Here is a 21,560-nt window from a genome sequence, read left to right on the forward strand (position 1 = left end):
TCAGGAGAGGGGTCTTAGTGTATGAAAATAGTAGTATTAGATGGTTATACAGAAAATCCGGGGGATTTGAGCTGGGAAGGCTTTAAGGAATTTGGTGAGTTTCAGCTTTATGACAGGACACCGGTTACAGATATTCCGGAGATTATCAAAAGAATCGGCGATGCGGAGGCAGTCTATACAAACAAGACGCCAATCACAAGGGAGGTCATGGATGCCTGCCCGAATCTGAAGTTTATCAGCCTCCTGGCAACCGGCTACAATGTTGTGGACTACGAGTATGCCAGAGAAAAAGGGATACCGGTCACCAATGTACCCACCTATGGAACGGCGTCCGTAGGGCAGTTTGCAATCGCTCTGCTGCTTGAGATCTGCCATCACGTAGCGCACCATGACCAGGCGGTCCGCAGCGGACGGTGGGAAAACAATGCGGATTGGTGTTTTTGGGATTACCCTCTTATGGAGCTGGAGGGAAAGACCATGGGCATTCTCGGCTTTGGGCGGATTGGACAGAGAACGGGAAGTATTGCCAGGGCATTGGGGATGAAGGTCCTGGCCAATGATAAATATGAGAGCGACAGCGGAAGAGAGATTGCCACATACGTGGACAGGGATGTTCTCTTTGCCCAATCGGATGTCATTGCCCTTCACTGCCCTTTATTCCCTGACACAGAGGGCATTATCAATAAAGATACCATTGCGAAGATGAAGGATGGAGTTATTATCCTGAATAACAGCCGGGGGCCGCTGATCGTCGAGCAGGATCTGGCGGATGCGCTGAATGCGGGGAAGGTATATGCTGCCGGCCTGGATGTGGTTTCAACAGAACCCATCAGGGGTGACAACCCGCTTTTACAGGCAAAGAATTGTATTATCACGCCACATATCTCTTGGGCACCGAAGGAAAGCCGTCAGAGGATTATGGAGTGCGCGCTGGAGAATCTGAGAGCATATGCACAGGGCAGTCCAATAAATGTAGTGAATTAGAAAGAAGGGGGGATACAGGGTGGATATTGCGGAAGTAAAACAACTGAATGATTTGTGCAGAAAATTTAGGATGGATGTGATTCAAACATTGTACAGCAGGCAGACAGGGCATCCAGGAGGTTCCTTGTCAGTGTGTGAAATCCTGACAACGCTGTACTTTAAACAGATGAATATTGATCCGGGGAATCCGGATGATTACCAACGGGATCGTCTGATTCTCTCAAAGGGCCATGCGGCTCCCATGCTCTACCGGGTACTGGCGGAGAAGGGTTTTTTCCCGGTTGAGGAGATGAAAACACTGCGCACATTAAATACAAGACTGCAAGGGCATCCGTGTGCCTTAGAACTTCCCGGGGTGGATGCCTCAACGGGCCCTCTGGGCTTTGGCCTTTCCTGCGGAACCGGAATGGCATTGGGACTCAAGAAAAACGGTTCCAAAGCCAGAGTGTACGTTGTGCTGGGAGACGGTGAGATCAATGAGGGGACAATCTGGGAAGGATGTATGTCAGCCAGCAAGTTTAAAACCGATAATTTATGTGCAATTCTGGATTGGAATAAAGTACAGTTGGATGGGACAACGGAGGAGATAATGCCTCAGGGCGATATCAAAGCAAAATTTGAGGCATTTGGCTGGGAGACCATTGAATGTGACGGTCACGACGTACTTGAGTTGAATGAAGCTTTTGACAGGGCAAAGACAATCAAAGGAAAGCCAACGATGATCCTGGCTCATACCATAAAGGGCAAGGGGGTGTCCTTTATGGAAGGCGAGAATAAATGGCATGGCAAAGCGATTGACCAGGAAAGCTATAGACAGGCCATGAGGGAACTGGGAGGTGCTGTATAATGGGGAAAGCATTGCGGGAAGCGTATGGAGAAGCACTGGTAAAATACGGGGAGAAGGATGAAAAGGTTGTGGTACTGGATGCAGATGTAAGCGGGTCCACCATGTCTGCAAGGTTCGGGCAGGCAGTTCCGGAACGTTTTTTTAATGTAGGGATCGCGGAAGCAAATATGACGGCAATGGCAGCGGGGTTTGCCGCAACAGGTTATGTACCTTTTGCAAACACATTTGCCGTTTTCCTCTCCTCTATGGGGTTGGCGCCGGCGCGTCTGTTCGGATCATACTCCCATCTGTCCATCAAATTGGCGGGAGCCTACGGAGGGCTGTCCGATTCCTATGACGGACCCAGCCACCACGCTCTGGAGGATATCGCAACCATGAGGGCACTGCCTAATTTCCGGGTATTTGTTCCCTGCGACGCACATCAGGTGGACTGCCTGATTAAACACGAGAAGGATACTCCGGGCCCGGCTTACATAAGGCTCTCAAGGGATGCGTTTCCTGATATCTACAGTGAACAAGAGGAATTCGAATGGGGCAGGGGAAAACAGGTATTGGATGGATCGGATGTGACGGTAATTGCCTGTGGCTTAATGGTAGGCAATGCCATAGATGCAGCGAAAATGCTGAAGGAAGAAGGCATATCGGTCCGGGTCGTGGATATGTTCTGCATTAAACCAATAGACAGGGATCTGATTGTGAAGTGCGCACAGGAGACAGGAGCGATTGTCAGTGCGGAAGAACATAACATTATTGGCGGACTGGGGAGTGCAGTCGCGGAGGTTTTGAGTACCTCCGGAATGGATGTGCCTATGGAGTTTGTCGGAATCAGGGACTGTCATGCGGAGTGCGGTTCCTATGGGGAACTGCAGGAGAAATACCAGATTGACGCACAGGGGATTGCGGGGAAGATCAGGGAGGTATTGGAGAAGAAGTAAAGGGCTGGGTGAGCATAAACTATATATTCAAGAAACAAAGGGGCAGTCGGGATAAAGATCATTCCGACTGCCCCTTACTGACGTATCCGTGTGAGTGTCCATTGAATGAGGCATAAGTCAATGGCTAAGGAACCTGCTCTCCAGTCAAAATATTAAAAAATTACCCGGAATTCAAATATATTACTCTTGTACATTTTATTAAAGAAATGTAAAGTGGTTTTGTAAAGAATAATTTTTTATAAGCGCGTATCAAAAATGTATTAGTAAAAATACTCTAAAATTTAGGGGGTGAAAATAAATAAACTGGTTAAAGTGACAATGCAAGGTTTTGAGAGGGAATACAGTGCGGAGAATTTCATTCTAAATAATTTGGCAGAAGGAGAGAAAGATGAAAAAGAAGTTATGGAATAAACGGGGGTTGGCATTGCTGACGGCAGCGGCATTGGCGCTGTCATCTTTTCAGCCTGTACTGGCAGCGGGAAATGCAGTGAATGTGGAAGCGCGGGCAGAATCAACGGTCATTACCGATTTGAAGACCAATGATCTGAGAAATCCGGTGGGGATTGATACCGTAAACCCATCCTTTAGCTGGAAGATGGAGTCCAACGTTCTCGGCCAGTATCAGAAAGCATACCAGATTGAAGTGGCCAGGGATTCTGAATTTACAGATATGGTATGGGATTCCGGAAAAAAGGAAGATGGAAACTCTGTAGGGATTACATATGCAGGTGAAGAGGCGCTGGAGCCGTCATCGGCATATTTTTGGCGTGTCAAAGTAACGGATAAAGAGGGAAAGGCCATTGTTTCTGAGACCGCACGTTTTGAGTTGGGCCTGAACGGAAATGAAGGGTGGAATCAGTCCCAGTGGATTCAGGTGGGAACTTCAACAAAGCCCCCTGCTCCTGTGGGAAAAGAGATCCATTATGTGATAGAGGCTGACATTGAGATCGTGAACAACAGTGTAAGCCCGCTGATCGAGGCGAAGGATAAGCAGAATTATCTGCTGTGGCAGTTTAATAACAACAGGGCTTCGAAACGCTGGGTATTTAAGCCCCACAGGGTAACGAATGGTCCAAACTATACAACGCTTCGGGAAATTGATGTAAATGACTGGGTCAGAACAGATACCGCTGTGCAGCATATGAAGGTAGAGGTGACGGGTTCTGAGATTACCACCTATTTAAACGATCATGAAATTGTTGCAATTCCGGTTTCTGAGGTGGGAGGAGTCGGAGCAAACGGAGAAATTGGTCTTTTGGGTTTCCGCTCACATGAGATAGACCAGGAAAAGGGATTTATGGATAATATCACCATTACCGATTATTCTTCAGATCCCAATGGCGTGATCGTGAAAAACTACACCTTTGAGGATGGAGAAAATCCATTTGACCTTGGAACCGTTGAGAATGGACGCCTTAACACCAGTTTCATTTCAGGCGAGACGATTGCCCTGGAAAAAACGGCTGAGGATAATCTGACACCGGTACACTATCAGGTCACGGCAGAGGTTACCTGCGAGACCGAGGCCATCAGTCTGCTCTTCAACGGTGTGGATACGTCCAATTTCTATATGTTCCAGCTGAATACAAAGGACACTCCTGGAAAAGTGCTTTTTAAGCCTCATACCTGGAACGATGGCAATATTTCAACGTATACGGAACACACGAAAGATGTTACAGGGGCAGTGGGTTCTGTAGAAGAGTTAAAAACAACCCCCGTATCGGTGCTGATTGATGTGACAGAGAAGGAAATCAAGACTTACCTGAATGAGCAGCTGATAGATACCTTCCCGATTTCAGATTCCAGAGGGATTGCCCCGATAGCGGGAAGTTTAGGGCTCAGAGCAGAGGCAAATGAGAACGGTACGGTAGATAATTTTAAATTGACGGATTATACGGACGATGCAGAGAATGGCAAGGTCATTTATAATTATGACTTTGAAGGTGAAAATCCGTTTACAAAAGGTACGATAAAAGATGGGAAGTTTGTCGCCAGCCAGCTTGGTATCCTGTTTCCGCCTCAGGCATCGGGAGTTCCCACCTTCCGCAAATCGGTAACTCCGAAGGCCGAATTGGTATCTGCGAAGCTCTACACCGCAGGGCTGGGAGTTTATGATGCATTTATTAACGGTGAGCGCGTGGGAACCAGACTGGATGACGGCTCTATGAAATATGACGAGTTGAAGCCAGGCTACACGCATTTCCAAAAACGAACCATTTATCATACGTATGATGTTACACAGATGCTGGAGGCGGGGAAAGAAAATATTCTCTCTGCCCACGTGACCTCAGGCTGGTGGACAGGACGTGTGGCTGGGCCCGGCGGAAAGAAAGAGGCGTTTCGCGCACAGCTTTTGCTCAATTATGCCGACGGAACCAGTGAAGTGATCGGGACGGATAACAGCTGGAAAACTTCTCTGCAGGGCCCCCTGTTAATGGCTGATATCTATGACGGGGAGACCTATGATGCAACCGCGGATGTATCCTTCCGCAAGACAGGCTATGATGATTCTGAGTGGACCTATGCGGAGCAAAACACAGAATTTAGCGGCGAGATCTGTTCTCAGGTGGGACCGTCCATACAGGTAAGAGAGGATCTGGAATTAACCGCCAAGTCTGCTGTGGTATATGACGGTGCAGAGGGTGCGGATGACACGAAGTATGGAAAGATTCATGAAACAGGCCGGTATGCTTCGGGCGAAAGTTTTGTATTAAAGGCCGGTGAAACAGCCGTATTTGATATGGGGCAGAACTTTGCCGGATGGGATGAAATTACAGTGGAAGGCCAGAAGGGTACAAAGCTGACCATGCGTCACGGGGAAATGCTGAATGACAGAGAAGGTCTGAAATCACGGGGAAATGATGGCCCGGAGGGAAGCATTTACACAGAGAACCTGCGCAGCGCACAGGCCACCGGGCGCTATATCATGAGCGGCGAGGGAAGAGAGACTTACCATGCAACGGCTACCTTCTATGGATTCCAGTATGTGGAAGTCACAACAACAGAAGATGTTACCATCCATGGCATGAAGGGAATCGTTGTGACGTCTGTAGCGGAAGATACAGGAAGCGTTTCCACCTCTGATGAGGATGTAAACCAGTTGATCAGCAATATCTTCTGGGGACAGTACAGCAACTACCTGTCTACCGCAACTGACTGCCCGCAGCGCGACGAGAGGAGGGGCTGGACAGCCGATGCTCAGGTATTCTCTACCGCTGCATGCTACAACGCAGATTCCAAAGGATTCCTGAGAAAATACATGGCGGACATGAGAGATTCTCAGATTGACGACCCAAATGACAGATATTACGGTGCATATCCGGATACTGCTCCGTACAATATATACAAGCCCTACGGTGAAATCGGCCAGTTGGGGTGGGGGGATGCAGGTATTATCATCCCTTACAATCTTTACAAAATGTATGGGGACAGTGCAGTCATTGAAGAAAACTATGACTGTATGCAGAAATTTATGGACTACTTCATGGAATCAACCGACAAGTGGGGCGGTGAGCATAATCACGGTGACCACCTGGCTTATGAGGACAATGGAGATGATGTAAAGAATGCATTTGGTATCGCATACTACGCATGGGATGCCCAGATGATGGCTGAGATGGCAGCTGTGCTAGGCAAAACGGAGGATGTGGAAAAGTACCAGAAAGTCTACGAAGAAGAGAAGGCCTTTTTCCAAGAAAACTTTGTACAGAAGGATGGAAGTCTGAGGCGTACAGAGCAGACGGTTTGTCTGATGGCGCTTAAAATGGATTTACTTCCGGACGAAAATTCCAGACAGCTTGCAAAGCAGGCCTTACTGGATAATATTAAACGCAATGGAAATAAGCTCCAGACAGGGTTCCTGGGAACAGCGATCATCATGCAGACTCTGTCGGATATCGGGGCTGCTGACGTGGCCTACCAATTACTGCTGCAGCATGGAAATCCGTCCTGGCTTTACTCTGTAGACCAGGGAGCAACCACTATCTGGGAGCGTTGGAATTCCTACACCCTTGAGGGCGGTTTCGGGCCGGTCAGCATGAACTCCTTTAACCACTATGCCTACGGCGCGGTAGCAGAGTGGATGTATGGCTATATGGCAGGAATTATGTATGATACGGAAAATCCTGGATTCAGGCGGATTGTCCTGCAGCCGTCTCCGGATCAGTCTCTGGAAAAAGTGGACTGCTCCTACGAGTCTGCATACGGTACGATTGAAAGTAACTGGAAATATGAGAAGGGCATGTTCTGCTACAATGCAACCGTTCCGGCAAATACGACGGCTGCCATTTACGTTCCGGTGGAAGAAAACAGATCACTGACAGTCAATGGAAAAGCACCGGATAAAGTGACCAAAGAGACAGACGGCATAACGTATGTAAAGACAGAAAACGGAAAAGCGGTCTTTGAAGCGGGTTCCGGTTCCTATGAGTTCAGCACAGCGGTATCCAAATATTACAGTTTGAAACTGGAAAAATCAGACGATGCCGTTTCGGGCGATGTAAGCATTAACGGAGGTTCTGCTCAAAGCCTTCCGTGTGAGATCCGCATTAAAGAAGGTGACACCGTTGCCATTCAGGCATTGCCGCCGAAAAATGATGTGGATTATACCTTTGCAGGATGGAGCGGAGACGCCATCAGCGATGATTTTGAAGTGAAAGTCACAGCTGAGAAGGACATTGCGCTGACCGCAAACTATAAGAAGAGTACAAGAAAAAATCTGGCCCTGAATAAACCGGTAAGCAGCAACAACGGAATGGAGATTGAGAACTGGCGCTTGGTCAACTTGGTAGACGGCATCCTGACCAGTGCGCCTGGCAGCCTTGGATTTACCACAAATCCGTATAAGTCGCCTGATATATCAGAACCATGCTGGATTGAAATTGATCTGGGCGAAGACATGGCCTTTGACAGAGTGCAGCTATACCCCAGATCAGATACTCAGAGTTCCAGCCAGATGGCAGCTAACTTCCCAAGAGATTTTACGCTGGAAGTACGCGGTTCCGGGGAAGCAGACTACCGCATCATAGGAACTTATAAGGATCAGAACGTAACTGCTGAGAAACCGGCAGTCTATGAGTTTGACACGGTATATGCAAGGTATGTCAGAATCAATGTCAGCAAATTAGGTGATCTTGCCGCAGCGGACCCGCTCTCCTACTATGTACAGCTGGCGGAGATGGGTGTTTACGCACCAGTTCCCATCATAGAGAAGGTAGTGGTAGCTCCTGCAGCGGCAGAGGTGAAACAGGGAGAAACACAGCAGTTTACCGCAGAGGTGTCAGGACAGTATGATCCGGACCAGGATGTAAGATGGACGGTAGAAGGAAATACCAGTGAAAAGACCGCCATCTCTGCAGAAGGGCTGCTGACGGTAGGCACCGATGAGACAGCGAAGACAATGACGGTAAGAGCAGTATCGGCGCAAGATCATACGAAAGAAGGAACCGCTGAGGTTACGGTTATTGAAAAAGAGATACCGACACCTCCCCAAACAGTCAAAGTCAGCCAAATTACAGTAAAAGCAGATGACAGCCGTATCTTTACCGGCGAAAAAACCTCGGTGAAAGCAACCGTACTTCCTGTAAATGCGGAGAATAAGAAAGTAACCTGGACCTCTTCTGACAGCAGCATTGCGATGGTAGACGGTAACGGGGCGGTTTCCGCAAAGAAAGCAGGAACCGTGACGGTGACGGCAACAGCGGCTGACGGCAGCAGCGTATCCGGAAAATGTACCATTCAGGTCGTAAAGCCAACGGTAAAACTCAACGCTTCCTCCGCGAAACTGCAGAGAGGCACGAGCACAAAAGCGCTGAAAGTGAGCGGTCTGCAGAAGGGGGATAAGATCAAGAGCTGGAGCAGCTCCAACACAAGGGTTGCAACGGTGAACCGGTCAGGAAAGATCACTGCAAAGAAGATAGGTACAGTTAAGATTACAGTTACCACAGTAAAGGGTGCGAAAGCGACCTGCAAACTGAAGGTAATAAAAGGAAAAGTGAAAACCACGAAAATAACTGTAAAGAAAACTAAAATAAGTCTGAAGAAAGGGCAGAGGTATTCCCTGGAGGTTCAGAGAGTGCCTGTCACTGCTACTGAAAGAATTACTTATAAGACTTCCGATAAGAAGGTGGCAGCAGTGAGTAAAAAAGGAATCATTACGGCAAGAAAAAAAGGAAAAGCGAGAATCGTAATAAGGACCAGCAACGGTAAGACAAAGAGAGTTACGGTTACAGTAAAATAATGAAGAATTGGGGGCGCTCAAGCATTAATTTACTCTTTGGATGTAGGGACAAAAATGGATGTGGTTCGTCAGCGTCTAATTGTCGCAAGGGAAGATCTGGATGCGGCTCATCTTACATTTGAAGCATGCCAGAGTAAAATAAAAGCAACTATTCAGAAAGGGCTGTCGCACAAATAATGAAATTATTATAGGTGCCACAGCTCTTTTTGTGTTCTATGAAATTCTCTTTTCTAAACCCGCCGCTACATCATCTTTTCCGTAATCACCTTTGAGGTTTTCTTCTTATTCTCCAGAGCTGTTTCTCCCATCCGTTTATAGACCTCTGCATATAAAATATCTACCAGAAAAAGCTGAGAGGCCTTTACTGCGATGGAACCCCCTTCCATGGGGCCCTCATTAGCGCCGCAGGGAAGAAGGATGTTGCAGTAGGGAGCGGCGGGGGTTTTTAGGAACATGGTTATGAAAACCACCAAAGCCTTGTTTTCGTGGCAGATTTTTGCGATTTCAATGCAATCCTTTGTGATCCCCGAGTTGCAGAAAATCATGGCCAGGTCTTTTTCGCCCAGAAGGGCGGCCTGGGTAAGCTGGGTGTGACTGTCGGAGTTGTAGATGATATTTGAACGGATTTTGATAAACTTGTTTTTGGCCTCATTCGCACTGGTGCCGGAACCGCCGAATCCAAATAGGTTTACGCTTCTGGAAGAGAGGATCAGATCTACTGTCCGAGCGATAGCGTTGAAATTAAAGGCACTGTATGCTTTATCCAGAGCAGTCTTATAAGTCTGCAGTATATTTGTTGCTGTGGTGCTGCAATCGGGGGAATCCAAAATGTTTATGGTATCCTTGGGCTGGGCGGCGTCGGCAGAAGAAGTACTGAGTGCCAGGGAAAGCTTAAAATCCTGATAGCCGTTTAAAGTAAGGGTGCGGCAGAAGCGAAAGACGCTGGTTTCCCCTACGTTACACATTTTTGCCAGATCACTGATGGTCGCCCGCAGCACTTCCTGGGGATTAGATAAAACTATATCAGCTACTTTTTTCTCGGCCTTCGTCATCCGGGAATAGGTGGCTGTTATTTTTGTCATTAAATTATCATTTACCATAAGGAATACCTCCCTGTAAAACCCTCTTTTGTCTTATTGTAACGGATAGCAGTGGAAAAATCAAGAAATCTTGTAAACATAAAGAAAAATAAAAAAATATTTTTTTATTTATGAATAATGTATATGATTAAAGAAAAATATACAAATAAATAAAAAATATACCGATAAAATATAGGCAAAACATGGCAAAAAAATAAAAATAATTTCCAAAATGCACAAAAATATATTGACAAATGAGAAAACGAGTGCTATTCTGACTATAGAAAAAAGAAAAAATTTCCGAAAAGCTGTATGGAGAATGGAGGGCGGTTTATGGAAAGAAAAGCAAACTCGCTTGAACGGAAAAACACAAGGTTTGCATACGCGGTCAACGCTCCGCTGATTATCTACATGGCGTGTGTGCTGTTGGTTCCAATGATTTGGGGAATTTCCTTAAGTTTTACAAACAAGACCATAGGTGGGGGAGCAGATTTTATTGGATTTAAAAATTACATAAAGCTACTTCAGGACAAGGAGTATTTAAATTCCCTGCTCAATACGGTCAAGTTCACATTTTTTTCCATTGGCGGAAAACTTATTTTTGGAACCTTGATGGCATTGGCGCTGAATGTGAAGTTCCGGGGAAGAAATATTGTGAGAGCACTTTTGCTGATTCCCTGGACACTGCCGAATATCGTAGCGGTGCTGAACTGGAGATGGATTTTTTCCGCTACGGGAGGTATTGCCAACTATCTGTTAAAAAGCCTGCACCTGATTGACAAAGATCTGATCTGGTTTGGATCAGCGGGGCTGGCCATGGCAACGATTATTGTGGCGAATGTATGGAGGGGGACACCGTTTTTTGGAATTTCCATTTTGGGAAAGCTTCAGACCATACCGAAGGATTATTATGAAGCGGCCGCTATGGACGGAGCCAATATCTTTCAGCGTTTCTGGTATGTAACTTTACCGGAAATCAAGGATGTGATCTTACTCTCCACACTGATGTCTACTATATGGACCATAAATGAATTTGAATCCGTATGGCTGCTGACAGGAGGAGGGCCAAATGGGTCCACGCAGATTATGAATGTGTTTAGCTACAAGACAGCCATGACAAGTATGCAGTTAGGAAAAGGAATTGCGGTATCTGTACTGGCTATGCCGGTATTTATCATCCTGATTAACATTCTCTCAAAGAAAATGCTGGGGGATGATGTGAAAAAGAGGAGGGGTAAGGCATGAAAACAAAGAAAAGCGTAAAGATACTGAGCCGTCTGTTCATCGCCATTTGCCTGGTGGTATCCATGGCGCCTATTTACTGGATGCTGAATACTTCTTTTAAAGAGCAGGCGGAAATCTACAGCCGGATTCCCACTCTGTTTCCGCAGAACTTCTCATTGGAATCCTATAAGACCCTGATAACAGGAACCGCCTTTTTAACGGGCTTAAAGAACAGCTTGATTGTTGCTTTTGTGGTGTCTGCCTTCTCTCTGTTAGTAGCGTATCCGGCGGCCTACACACTGGCCAGAATTAAGTTTAAAGGGAGGCAGGCATTTTCAAGGGGAATCCTGTTTACCTATTTACTGCCCACCTCAGTGCTCTACATTCCACTTTATATCTTTGTGGCAAAGGCGGGCCTTACGGACAACATCCTTGGACTGATTTTGATTTATCCCACCTTTACCCTGCCTTATGTGGCATGGATACTCATCCCACATATTGCTTCGATTCCCACGGATATCGAAGAGGCAGCTACGGTGGATGGGTGTTCCAAGTTCAGGATTATGTATCAGATTATTTTCCCTTTGGCGTTGCCGGGTATTGTATCGACTACGATCTTTGCTTTTGCAATGTGCTGGGGTGAATATTTATATGCATTGGTTAACGTTACAAAGACTTCTATGCAGACCTTCCCACTGATGATCGCGGGATTGATATTCGGTGATATGTATCCGTGGGGACAGTTGATGGCAGGAGCGATTCTGGCCTGTGTGCCCATTTTGATCATCTATATGTTCGCATCCGGATCAATGGTAGGGGGAGCTACAGAAGGCGGAGTAAAAATGTAGTACAACAAAAAGGAGGAAGGTTTTATGAAGGTAAAAAGATTGTTAGCAGCAGGTATGGCGGCGGTGATGGCTTTGTCACTGGCAGCATGCGGAGGGGAAAAGAAGACAGAAACAAATGATCAGGGGGCAGCGAAGACGGAGGCCGGGAACCAGGAAAATGCAGCAGCTTCGGATAAGGAGCTTACCGTCTGGGTGGAGAAGGTGTTCAGCGACGAGGCCAACTCGGCTATGGAAGAAAGAATCAAAGCCTTTAGCGAGGAAAAGGGCGTGAAAGTCAACTATGAATTTATCGCAGCCACGGACTTTATGACAAAATTAAATGCAGCCATTGAGGCGGGGACGAATGTGCCGGATATTACCACATCCGCGGTAACCAAGGTGCTGAACTACTACCCTGACATTCCCTATAAAGACGTGACAAGCCTGGTGGAAGAGGTGAATCAGGAAAGGCCCTACTTTTCATCTATTTATGAAGGCAGTAAAATTGACGGAAAGAATTACTTTGTTCCCTTTACCAGTTCTTCCTGCATGATGTTTATCCGCAGGGATAAGCTGGCAGAAAAGGGAATCACAGAAATGCCAAAGACCTGGGATGAGGTATTTGCGGCAGCTGAGAAAGTGACAGATCCGGACAATGGATTCTATGGACTGGGAATCGGCTGCGGCCCTACGGATGAAGACGGAGAAAATATGTTCCGGACAATCATGTGGAACTACGGCACTTACCTTTTTGACAAGGAAGGAAACATTACGGTAAACAGCCCCAAGACCATTGAACTGTTGAACAAGTATAAGGAAATGTATGACGGCGGAGTCATACCCCAGGCTGCCAGCACCTGGGACCCGGGCGGAAATAATTCCTCCTATCTGATGGGGGAGTCTGCCATAGTGTTTAACGCGCCAACCCTTTATAACGCGCTGAAGACGGATGAGGCCAACAAAGAACTGTTGGAAAACACCGAAGTGCTGTCCCTGCCGGCCGGACCGGATAATAGTACAACCATGGGATTTGCCACAGGATTTTCCATTATGGAAACCTGCAAGGATGTGGACAGCGCCACCGCATTTATTAAATACATGGTGGATAAGGACTGGTACAATCAGTATGTGGATATAACCGCACCCGTATTTGCTCCCCTGTTTGAGGACATCAAGACAACGGATAACTGGAGCACAGGAATCAATGCGCAGGTAATCAGTTATGCGGAAAACTCTTCCGGCTATTACGGATATCCCATTGAAAATCTGAAAGGGCGTGCAGTAGCGGCGAAACACTATTTCACCTTCCCCATAGCGGAGATGATGAATAAGGTAGTGACGGAAACCATGACTCCGGAGGAGGCTGTGGCAAATGCCCAGAGCAAGATTGAGGAAGTGCAGTCAACAATGAAATAATGTATCATACGGCTTTGGCAGATGCCAAAGCCGTATGGGTAAGGAAAGGATATGGTAACGGTTATGAGTACAACAATCTGGTTGAATCTGGATGAAAAAAAGGTGGATGTAACCTATCTGGACCAGCGTTTTCAAGAGAAAGGATATACTTTCCTGAAAAAGCCCATACCGGCGGGGGATGAAATGGCTGCCGTTGAGATGGGAAAGCAGGCGGACATTGTGATCAGTACCTGGGAACCGTGGAATGCCGCCACGCTGAACGCGGTAAAAGATAAGGTGAGATATATTATCCGCTATGGGGCGGGTCTGGATAACATTGATATACCGGAAGCGACGAAGGCCGGTATCCCCGTGGGAAATGTTCCGGGGGCAAATGCGGCAGCGGTGGCAGAGACGGCCTTGCTTCACATTCTGAATGCGGGACGGAGGTTTGCCCGCTGCACGGAGGGGTGCAGAAAAGGGATCTGGCCCTCCACCGTCACCGGAAATGAACTGGATGGGAAGACGGTAGGTCTGCTGGGATTTGGAAATATCGGAAAACAGCTTGTGCGAATGCTTAAGGGTTTTGAGGTGAAGACTCTGGTATATGATCCTTATCTGGCAGATCCCTCCCCGGAAAAGTATGGGGTGGAATTTACCCAAAATATGGATGACATCTTCCTCAAAAGCGATATCGTAAGCCTTCACATCCCCTTTACAGAGGAGACGGCAGGGAGCATAAACAAAGAAAAATTCGATTTGATGAAACCCACCGCTTATCTGATCAACACCTGCAGAGGCCAGGTGGTGAACGAGGAGGATCTGATCGAAGCCCTCACCCTTGGAAAGATTCAGGGAGCGGGTTTGGACGTGCTGTGTCAGGAGCCTCCTTCACCTGACAATCCGCTGCTTAAAATGGACAATGTATTTATTACATCCCATATGGGGGCGGCTTCCCTGGAATCGGAATACAGATCTCAGGTGATTATTGCCGACTGTATTGATGCATTCGTGGCGGGTCAGATTCCATATAACGTGAAAAATAAAGAAGTGCTATCCAGGTAGGAGGTAATAAAAATGGATCGTTTAGACAAATACAGAGGTATTTTTCCGGCATTTTATGCATGCTACGATGATCATGGGGATGTGAGTCCTGAGAGGACACAGGTATTTACCAGGTATCTGATTGAGAAAGGGGTCCAGGGGCTGTATGTGTGCGGGAGTTCAGGCGAATGCATCTATCAGACGCCGGAAGAGAGGATGCTGATCCTGGAAAATGTAATGAAGGTGGCAAAGGGGAAGATCACAGTGATCGCCCACATTGCGGCGCCCAGCACAAGGGATAGTATCCGGCTGGCAAAACATGCCCAATCGTGCCAGGTGGATGCAGTGGCAGCTATCCCGCCCATTTATTTTGTACTTCCGGAATATGCCATAGAGAAATACTGGATGGACATGGTGGATGCAACGGATCTGGACTTTGTTATCTACAACATTCCCCAGACCACAGGGTACGCCCTTTCCATGAACCTGTTCGATAAAATGCGTCAGAATAAAAAGGTGATCGGGGTAAAAAATTCTTCCATGCCTGTGCAGGATATCCTTAACTTTAAATCCGCGGCTGGAAATGACTTTATCATCTTTAACGGCCCGGATGAACAGTTTGTGGGCGGCCGCCTGATGGGGGCGGATAGCGGGATCGGGGGCACCTATGGAGTGATGCCCGAGCTTTTCCTAAAGGCCAATGCCTATGTGACAGAAGGAGCGTTTCAGAAAGCACAAAAAGTCCAGTTCGCTATTGATGAAATCATAAGGGTTATGTGCAGCTGCAAGGGCAACTTGTATGCTGTGATGAAAGAAATTCTAAAAAGAAACGGTATGAACATTGGCGGGGCCAGGCTGCCTCTCGCGGCGGTAGAGCCGGAGGATATGGAAATGATTGAGAGGGCGGACGCTATGATAAAACAGGCTGTCAAGACGCTGTAGGAAAAATATGAAGAAAAGGATTGTGTGTTTCGGGGATTCTAATACCTGGGGATATGACGCAGTTACCAGGGAGAGGTTTGCGGAGGAAATAAGATGGACCGGTTTATTGCAAAAGGAGCTGGGAGAGGGGTATCAGATTGTGGAGGAAGGGTTATGCGGCAGGACCAGTGTATTCGAGGACCCTTTAAACGAAGGGATGAGCGGGCTGGCCTATCTTTATCCCTGCCTCATGTCCCATGCCCCGGTGGATCTGCTGATCCTCATGCTGGGAACCAATGACTGTAAGCAGAGGTTTGGACTGACTGCAAAAAATATTTCCGACGGCATGAAGCGCCTGGTGGAAAAAGCAAAAAGTATCGGGGCATGGCGGGATCAGCCTCAGATCCTCATTGTGGCGCCGGGGCCGATCAGGAAGGAATGTGAAGCTTCGGAAGCAGGGGCTGAAATGGGCATATGCAGCGTGAAATCCTATGAACTGGCCGGATACTATGAAAAGCTGGCGCAGGAACAGGGGTGTGGCTTTTTGGACGCGGGGGGTATCGTGACCATGAACACCATTGATTATATGCATCTGGATGAGTCAAGCCATGCAAAGCTGGCCGCCCGGCTGGCCGAAATCATACAAAGGGGGTAGGATCTTGAACAAGGCTGTGGAAAATATAAAAGGAAAATTAATTGTATCATGTCAGGCCCTGCCGGAAGAGCCGCTGCATTCTTCATACATCATGGGAAGGATGGCGATTGCTGCAAAGGAAGGCGGAGCGGCGGGAATACGCGCCAATACAAAAGAGGATATTGAGGAGATAAAGAAAAATGTGGACTTGCCAATCATTGGCATTGTAAAGCGTGACTATAAGGACAGTAAAGTGTATATTACCCCCACTATGCGGGAAATAGAGGAACTGATGGAGGTGGAACCGGAGATCATTGCCCTGGACGCCACCGGGGAGCTGCGGCCTGGTCAAAAGACGCTGGAGGAGTTCTACCATGAAATCCGCAGAAAATATCCGGAGCAGCTTTTGATGGCAGACTGTTCCACTGTAGAAGAGGCGCTTGCTGCGGACAGAATGGGTTTTGATTTTATCGGCACCACCATGGTAGGGTATACGCAGCAGAGCAGGAATTTGAAAATAGAACAGGATAATTTTGCAATTGTAAAAGAAATCGTAGAGAAGGTACAGCACAAGGTCATTGCCGAGGGAAATATCAATACGCCCCAAAAGGTGAAGCAGGTGATGGAAATGGGTGTTTACAGTGTGGTGGTTGGATCAGCCATCACCAGGCCGCAGCTGATCACCAAAGCTTTTGTGGAAGCGCTTCAGTAGGCAAAGAGAGAGTGGATGCTATGGAAATATACGTGAGCTTGGATATTGGCGGAACATCAATAAAATATGGAGTGCTGGACAAACAGGGCTGTATTCTGGAGAAAAGTAATAAGGACACACAGGCTTGGCAGGGTGGAACCGGGATCATGGAAAAGGTAGTCCGCATTGTAGAGGATTTTCGGGAAAAGTATGTTCTGACAGGGATCTGCATTTCCACTGCAGGGATGGTGGACGTGGAAAAGGGGGAGGTATTCTATTCTGCGCCGTTGATTCCGAACTATGCGGGGACAAAGTTCAAGTCAGTGCTGGAAGAACACTTTGCCATACCCTGTGAGGTGGAAAATGATGTTAACTGTGCAGGCCTTGCGGAATATATCTCCGGAGCTGCTATGGGCAGCAAGTCGGCGCTATGTTTGACTGTGGGAACGGGAATCGGAGGGTGCATTCTTTTCGATGGCCAAGTGCTTCATGGGGCCGGATACTGTGCGGGGGAAATCGGTTATCTGCACATGGAACACAGTGATTTTCAGACTTTGGGAGCTGCCAGTATCCTGACTGAAAAAGTGGCTGGAAGGAAAGGGCGGCCAAAAGAAGAATGGAGCGGCCAACGGATTTTTAAAGAAGCCGCAGAGGGGGATGCCATCTGCATCCGGGCCATTGATGAGATGACGGAGGTATTGGGAAAAGGGATTGCCGATATCTGCTATGTGATTGATCCGGAGGTGGTGGTGCTGGGAGGCGGGATTATGGCGCAGGAAGAATTTCTGTATCCAAGAATCCGGGATTCCCTTGACCGGCACTTAAAGCCCGTGCTGGCGGAGCATACCAGGATTGCTTTTGCGAAACACCGAAATGATGCGGGTATGCTGGGGGCTTTTTACCATTTCAGGCAGAGGCGGGATACCATGCAAGATAAAAGATAGAATCTGGGCAATCTCACGAATTTGTGATATGCGGCCCTCATATAGGACAATGAAATTTAAAGGTCCTATGTGGGGGTTTTTCTACGTTTTGAAACAGGAGGTGGATCTGTATGCTCAGTATCTTATCTTGTTGAACTCTCTCCTCTTACATGTTAAAATCAATTTATATAGAGCGCGATATTGGATGCAAGCATTTCCGGCATTTTTAGTAAAGATATCAAGGACCACAATGTGGATACTGCCTGCGGAAAGGATACCATAGAGATGGAGAAAAACAAAAATTTATTGATAGGACACAGCGCGGATATTGGGGGGACGGGGCTTGAGCATCTGGTTAATTCCATTCCCGGTGGAATTGCCAGCTACCTGATAAAAGAGGGGCGGTTTATACCTACATATTTCTCCGATGGGGTCCCGGCGCTATCGGGCTATACCAGAGATGAATTTGAGGTAATGACGGGAGATAATGCCCTCGATATCATGTATGAGGCAGACCGGGAGCGGGTAATGGAGGCAGCCGGCACTGCGCTGGACAGAGGAAATATTTTAGACATCTCCTACCGTATACGCCATAAAAATGGAAAACTGATCTGGGTTCATCTAAACGGGCGCAGGATAGAGACAGCTCAGGGAGATATCGGGTTCTATGCAGTGTTTACAGGGATGTCAGCGGAAACCCGCCTCATCCAGAGCATTGCCAATGAGACGGTGGACGGCATCTATGTAATTGACAAAAAAACCTATGAGCTTCTCTATGTGAAGGAGTCAAAAACTCTTTTTAGAGCGGACAAGGACTGTGTGGGAAAAAAATGTTACACAGCTCTTCACGGTAAGGAGTCTCCCTGCGAGTTTTGCACTTTGAAAAGTCATGCCCCGGATGGAAAATCCCACAACATGTCAGTGGGGGGAACGGACCGGTACTACAGTACCCGATTCAGGGACACGGACTGGAACGGCATTCCGGCTTATGTGAAGTATGTTCAGGACGTGACGGAGGAAACGCGGGTACAAAAGGAAAAGGAACGCCTGGAGCAGTATTTTCAGACCCTGGTTAAAAACCTGCCGGGAGGTGTGGCAGTGGTCCGTTATAAAAAAGACGGCAGTTTGGTACCTGAATTTTTATCAGATGGATTTGCGGCCATGACAGGGATGACACCGAAGGAGGCCTGGAGCCTGTACAAAAAGAATGCCTTAAATGGAGTGCACCCGGATGACCAGGAGAGAGTGAATGTCCAGATGGCCCGGTTTGTAGACAGGGGAGAAAACCATTGTGAAATAACCTACCGTGTAAAAAAGGGGGATGGGGGTTACATCTGGGTCAAAAATACCCTCACTATGATTCAGAACGAGGGAGGAGAGAAAAGAGTCTACGCCGGGTTTCATGATATGACGAAGGAGAGGAACCAGCAGGAGCTGCTACGGCAGCAATTTAATGAGCTGATCATGCAGCACTACCGTGAACCGGGGCCAAACGCTTTGATTATAGGCCATTGTAACATCACTCAGAATAAGATTCTCGAAATCATAGATCACACGGATTCTGCACTTTTTCAGACTTTTGGACAAGTGCGGGAAACATTTTTTGCGGGAATCGGCACCCTTGTTGTTGATGAAAAAGAGCGACAGACATTTCTGGATACTTATCTCAATGCCCCCTCTCTGGCAGCCTTTAAGGAGGGGAAAACAGAGCTGATCCAAAAGTGCTTTGTCAAGCTGCCAAAGGATGCCATTGGACGATATGTGCAATTTAAGGTAAATTTAGTGGAGACGCCAGATACAGGTGATATTACCGGGATACTGACTGTGACGGATATTACGGATCAAACCATATCAGACCGGATCATGCATCAGCTGTCAGTGGCCAGCTATGATCTTGTGGTGGATGTGGATATGAGACAGGACCGCTATACAATACTCAGCGGCGACCCTGCGTCCAAAGATGTGCCCCAAAAAGCGGGGCGTCATTCGGACCGCATTGCATATATGATACGGGAGCAGGTGGTTCCAAGGGACAGGGAGCAGATCGCCAGGCTGCTGGATACCGGTTATATGGCTGAGCGCTTAAAAAAGGACAGCTCTTATTCCTTTCCCTACTCTATTGTAGGGAAGAGGGGAGACATTCTGACGAAAAACCTCACCATTTCTGCTACAGACCTTCGGCTGGGGCGTGTGTGTCTCGCGCGGTCGGACATAACGGAGTCCGTGAGGGAGCAGCAGGGAATGCTCAATGTAGTGGCATATACCTTTGAACTCCTGGCATTTATTAAGGTACACAGCAACAGTGTCACCATGTATACCCGGGAAATTGTGCTTAAAAATCTGCCGCCTTATAAAATCGAGAACTATACCGGTTCCGGGAGCTGTCTTGCCGGATTCTTCAATCCGGACGGGGGAGAGGTGGAGGAGCAGTTTTGTCTGGAAACCATGAGAAAGCGGCTGGATGAAAAGCCCTCCGGTTATGATTTTGTTTTCCCATACCAGTCTGATGAAGGATTGAGGTTTAAGCAGGTCAATGTGCTTTGGGGTGACAGAAGTCATAAGACAGTGTGTCTGGTGCGTGCAGATGTAACGGATATGCTGGCAGCGGAACGCCGTACCAAAGAAGCCCTGGAGAAAGCCCTGGCCCTGGCGGAGGAGGCGAACAGGGCAAAGAGCGATTTCCTCTCCTCCATGAGTCATGATATCCGTACTCCTATGAATGCGATTATGGGAATGACTGCTCTGGCAGAGGCACATTTGGATGATGGGGAACGGGTTCGGGAATGTCTTCGAAAAATTTCCCTCTCCTCCAGGCATCTGTTGAGTCTGGTCAACGACATTCTGGATATGAGCAAGATCGAACGCTCCAAGATTACGCTGAACCGCATGAGGATATCACTCTTTGAACTGGTGGAGCAGTTGGCTGATATGATGGCGCCCCAGGCGAGAGAGGCAGGGCTGCAGTTTATGGTACGCACAGAAGATATTCGTCACCAGTATTTTTATGGGGATTCTCTGCGCATTAACCAGATTCTGATCAATATTCTGAGCAATGCCATCAAGTTTACGCCGGAGGGCGGAAAAGTGAAGTTTGCGGTGGAAGAGATTATGCCTGTGCAAAATGCGGACCGCATTCGTTATAGATTTGAGATCAGTGACACGGGAATTGGGATGCCGGATGAGTTTCTGGCACATATCTTTGAACCCTTTACCCGCAACCGCAGCACAGCCCGAGTGGAGGGGACCGGTTTAGGGCTCAGTATTACCAAGGGGCTGGTGGATCTGATGGAGGGTATGATTTCTGTAAAGAGCAACCCGCACAAGGGAACTGCATTCTGTGTTGAGCTGGAGTGTGAAAGGGCATCTGACGTGCACGGGGATGACCTGGGTGGGGACGCCGTGGGAGCAGACCATGCAAATGAGATTATGCTGTCGGGACGCTGTTTTTTGGTGGCGGAGGACAATGCCATCAACGCGGAGATTCTGTGCGAGCTGCTTCAGATGCAAGGAGCCAGGTATGTCTTGAAAACGGACGGAGACCAAGCGGTGAAGGCATTCCAGAGTGCAGAGCCAGGAACCTTTGACGCAATATTAATGGACATTCAGATGCCGGGAATGAATGGCTATCAGGCCACACGCATGATCCGCGGGCTGGAGCGGGAGGATGCCGGTAAGATCCCTATTATAGCCATGACTGCCAACGCATTTGCGGAGGATATACTATTATCCCGTGAGGCGGGTATGGACGCGCATGTGGCAAAGCCTATTGATATGCAGGTGCTCTGGACAACCCTGAGCAGGCTGCTGGGGAGCTAAAA

At 47.8% G+C, this 21,560-nt stretch carries 14 protein-coding genes; 13 read left to right on the top strand and 1 reads right to left on the bottom strand.

The genetic code is table 11. The annotated features are described in order from the left end of the window. Nucleotides 1–21 precede the first annotated feature (21 nt). The 4 genes from AC0THY_RS03890 to AC0THY_RS03905 all read left to right on the top strand — a co-directional run bounded on the left by AC0THY_RS03890 (nt 22) and on the right by AC0THY_RS03905 (nt 9,004). Nucleotides 22–984 carry a D-2-hydroxyacid dehydrogenase gene (locus AC0THY_RS03890; protein WP_489993161.1) on the top strand — a complete coding sequence of 321 codons (963 nt, stop codon included), beginning with the start codon at nt 22–24 and terminating at the stop codon, nt 982–984. Between the two features lie 19 nt (nt 985–1,003). Continuing rightward, the gene (locus tag AC0THY_RS03895) at nt 1,004–1,831 is read left to right on the top strand and encodes a transketolase (protein ID WP_489993162.1); all 828 of its coding nucleotides are present in this window, start codon (nt 1,004–1,006) and stop codon (nt 1,829–1,831) included. Next, nucleotides 1,831–2,766, top strand: coding sequence for a transketolase family protein (locus tag AC0THY_RS03900; protein WP_489993163.1), 936 nt, complete (start codon nt 1,831–1,833; stop codon nt 2,764–2,766). Before AC0THY_RS03895 ends, AC0THY_RS03900 begins: the two co-directional genes overlap by 1 nt. 388 nt (nt 2,767–3,154) lie before the next feature. Continuing rightward, the gene (locus AC0THY_RS03905) at nt 3,155–9,004 is read left to right on the top strand and encodes a family 78 glycoside hydrolase catalytic domain (protein WP_489993164.1); all 5,850 of its coding nucleotides are present in this window, start codon (nt 3,155–3,157) and stop codon (nt 9,002–9,004) included. A gap of 242 nt (nt 9,005–9,246) precedes the next feature. Here the strand turns inward: AC0THY_RS03905 and AC0THY_RS03910 are convergent, their stop codons facing one another. Then, on the bottom strand, nt 9,247–10,104 hold the full coding sequence (locus AC0THY_RS03910; RefSeq protein WP_489993165.1) for a MurR/RpiR family transcriptional regulator: 858 nt from the start codon (nt 10,102–10,104) through the stop codon (nt 9,247–9,249). 312 nt (nt 10,105–10,416) lie between these two features. On the opposite strand from AC0THY_RS03910, the gene AC0THY_RS03915 reads away from it, so the two are divergent. The 9 genes from AC0THY_RS03915 to AC0THY_RS03955 all read left to right on the top strand — a co-directional run bounded on the left by AC0THY_RS03915 (nt 10,417) and on the right by AC0THY_RS03955 (nt 21,558). Continuing rightward, nucleotides 10,417–11,328: a carbohydrate ABC transporter permease gene (locus tag AC0THY_RS03915; RefSeq protein WP_489993166.1), complete on the top strand. Its 912-nt coding sequence runs from the start codon at nt 10,417–10,419 to the stop codon at nt 11,326–11,328. Then, a complete protein-coding gene (locus AC0THY_RS03920) occupies nt 11,325–12,155 on the top strand; it encodes a carbohydrate ABC transporter permease (protein ID WP_489993167.1) in 831 nt (276 codons plus the stop codon). The genes AC0THY_RS03915 and AC0THY_RS03920 overlap by 4 nt, the downstream gene beginning before the upstream one ends. A 24-nt stretch (nt 12,156–12,179) precedes the next feature. Next, the gene (locus AC0THY_RS03925; RefSeq protein ID WP_489993168.1) at nt 12,180–13,550 is read left to right on the top strand and encodes an ABC transporter substrate-binding protein; all 1,371 of its coding nucleotides are present in this window, start codon (nt 12,180–12,182) and stop codon (nt 13,548–13,550) included. A gap of 63 nt (nt 13,551–13,613) precedes the next feature. Continuing rightward, the gene (locus AC0THY_RS03930) at nt 13,614–14,594 is read left to right on the top strand and encodes an NAD(P)-dependent oxidoreductase (RefSeq protein ID WP_489993169.1); all 981 of its coding nucleotides are present in this window, start codon (nt 13,614–13,616) and stop codon (nt 14,592–14,594) included. Nucleotides 14,595–14,606: 12 nt separating this feature from the next. Beyond that, entirely contained in the window at nt 14,607–15,515 is a 909-nt protein-coding gene (locus AC0THY_RS03935; protein ID WP_489993170.1) for a dihydrodipicolinate synthase family protein, read from the top strand. A 7-nt stretch (nt 15,516–15,522) separates the two neighbouring features. After that, nucleotides 15,523–16,149, top strand: coding sequence for an SGNH/GDSL hydrolase family protein (locus AC0THY_RS03940; protein WP_489993171.1), 627 nt, complete (start codon nt 15,523–15,525; stop codon nt 16,147–16,149). 4 nt (nt 16,150–16,153) lie between these two features. Beyond that, complete coding sequence (locus AC0THY_RS03945; RefSeq protein WP_489993172.1) at nt 16,154–16,840, top strand: N-acetylmannosamine-6-phosphate 2-epimerase; 687 nt, start codon at nt 16,154–16,156, stop codon at nt 16,838–16,840. 20 nt (nt 16,841–16,860) lie between these two features. Continuing rightward, complete coding sequence (locus AC0THY_RS03950) at nt 16,861–17,763, top strand: ROK family protein (RefSeq protein ID WP_489993173.1); 903 nt, start codon at nt 16,861–16,863, stop codon at nt 17,761–17,763. 180 nt (nt 17,764–17,943) lie between these two features. Beyond that, a complete protein-coding gene (locus tag AC0THY_RS03955; RefSeq protein ID WP_489993174.1) occupies nt 17,944–21,558 on the top strand; it encodes a PAS domain-containing protein in 3,615 nt (1,204 codons plus the stop codon). Nucleotides 21,559–21,560: the final 2 nt, after the last annotated feature.

It is taken from the genome of Ruminococcus sp. 8Y-12 (genome assembly GCF_058119865.1).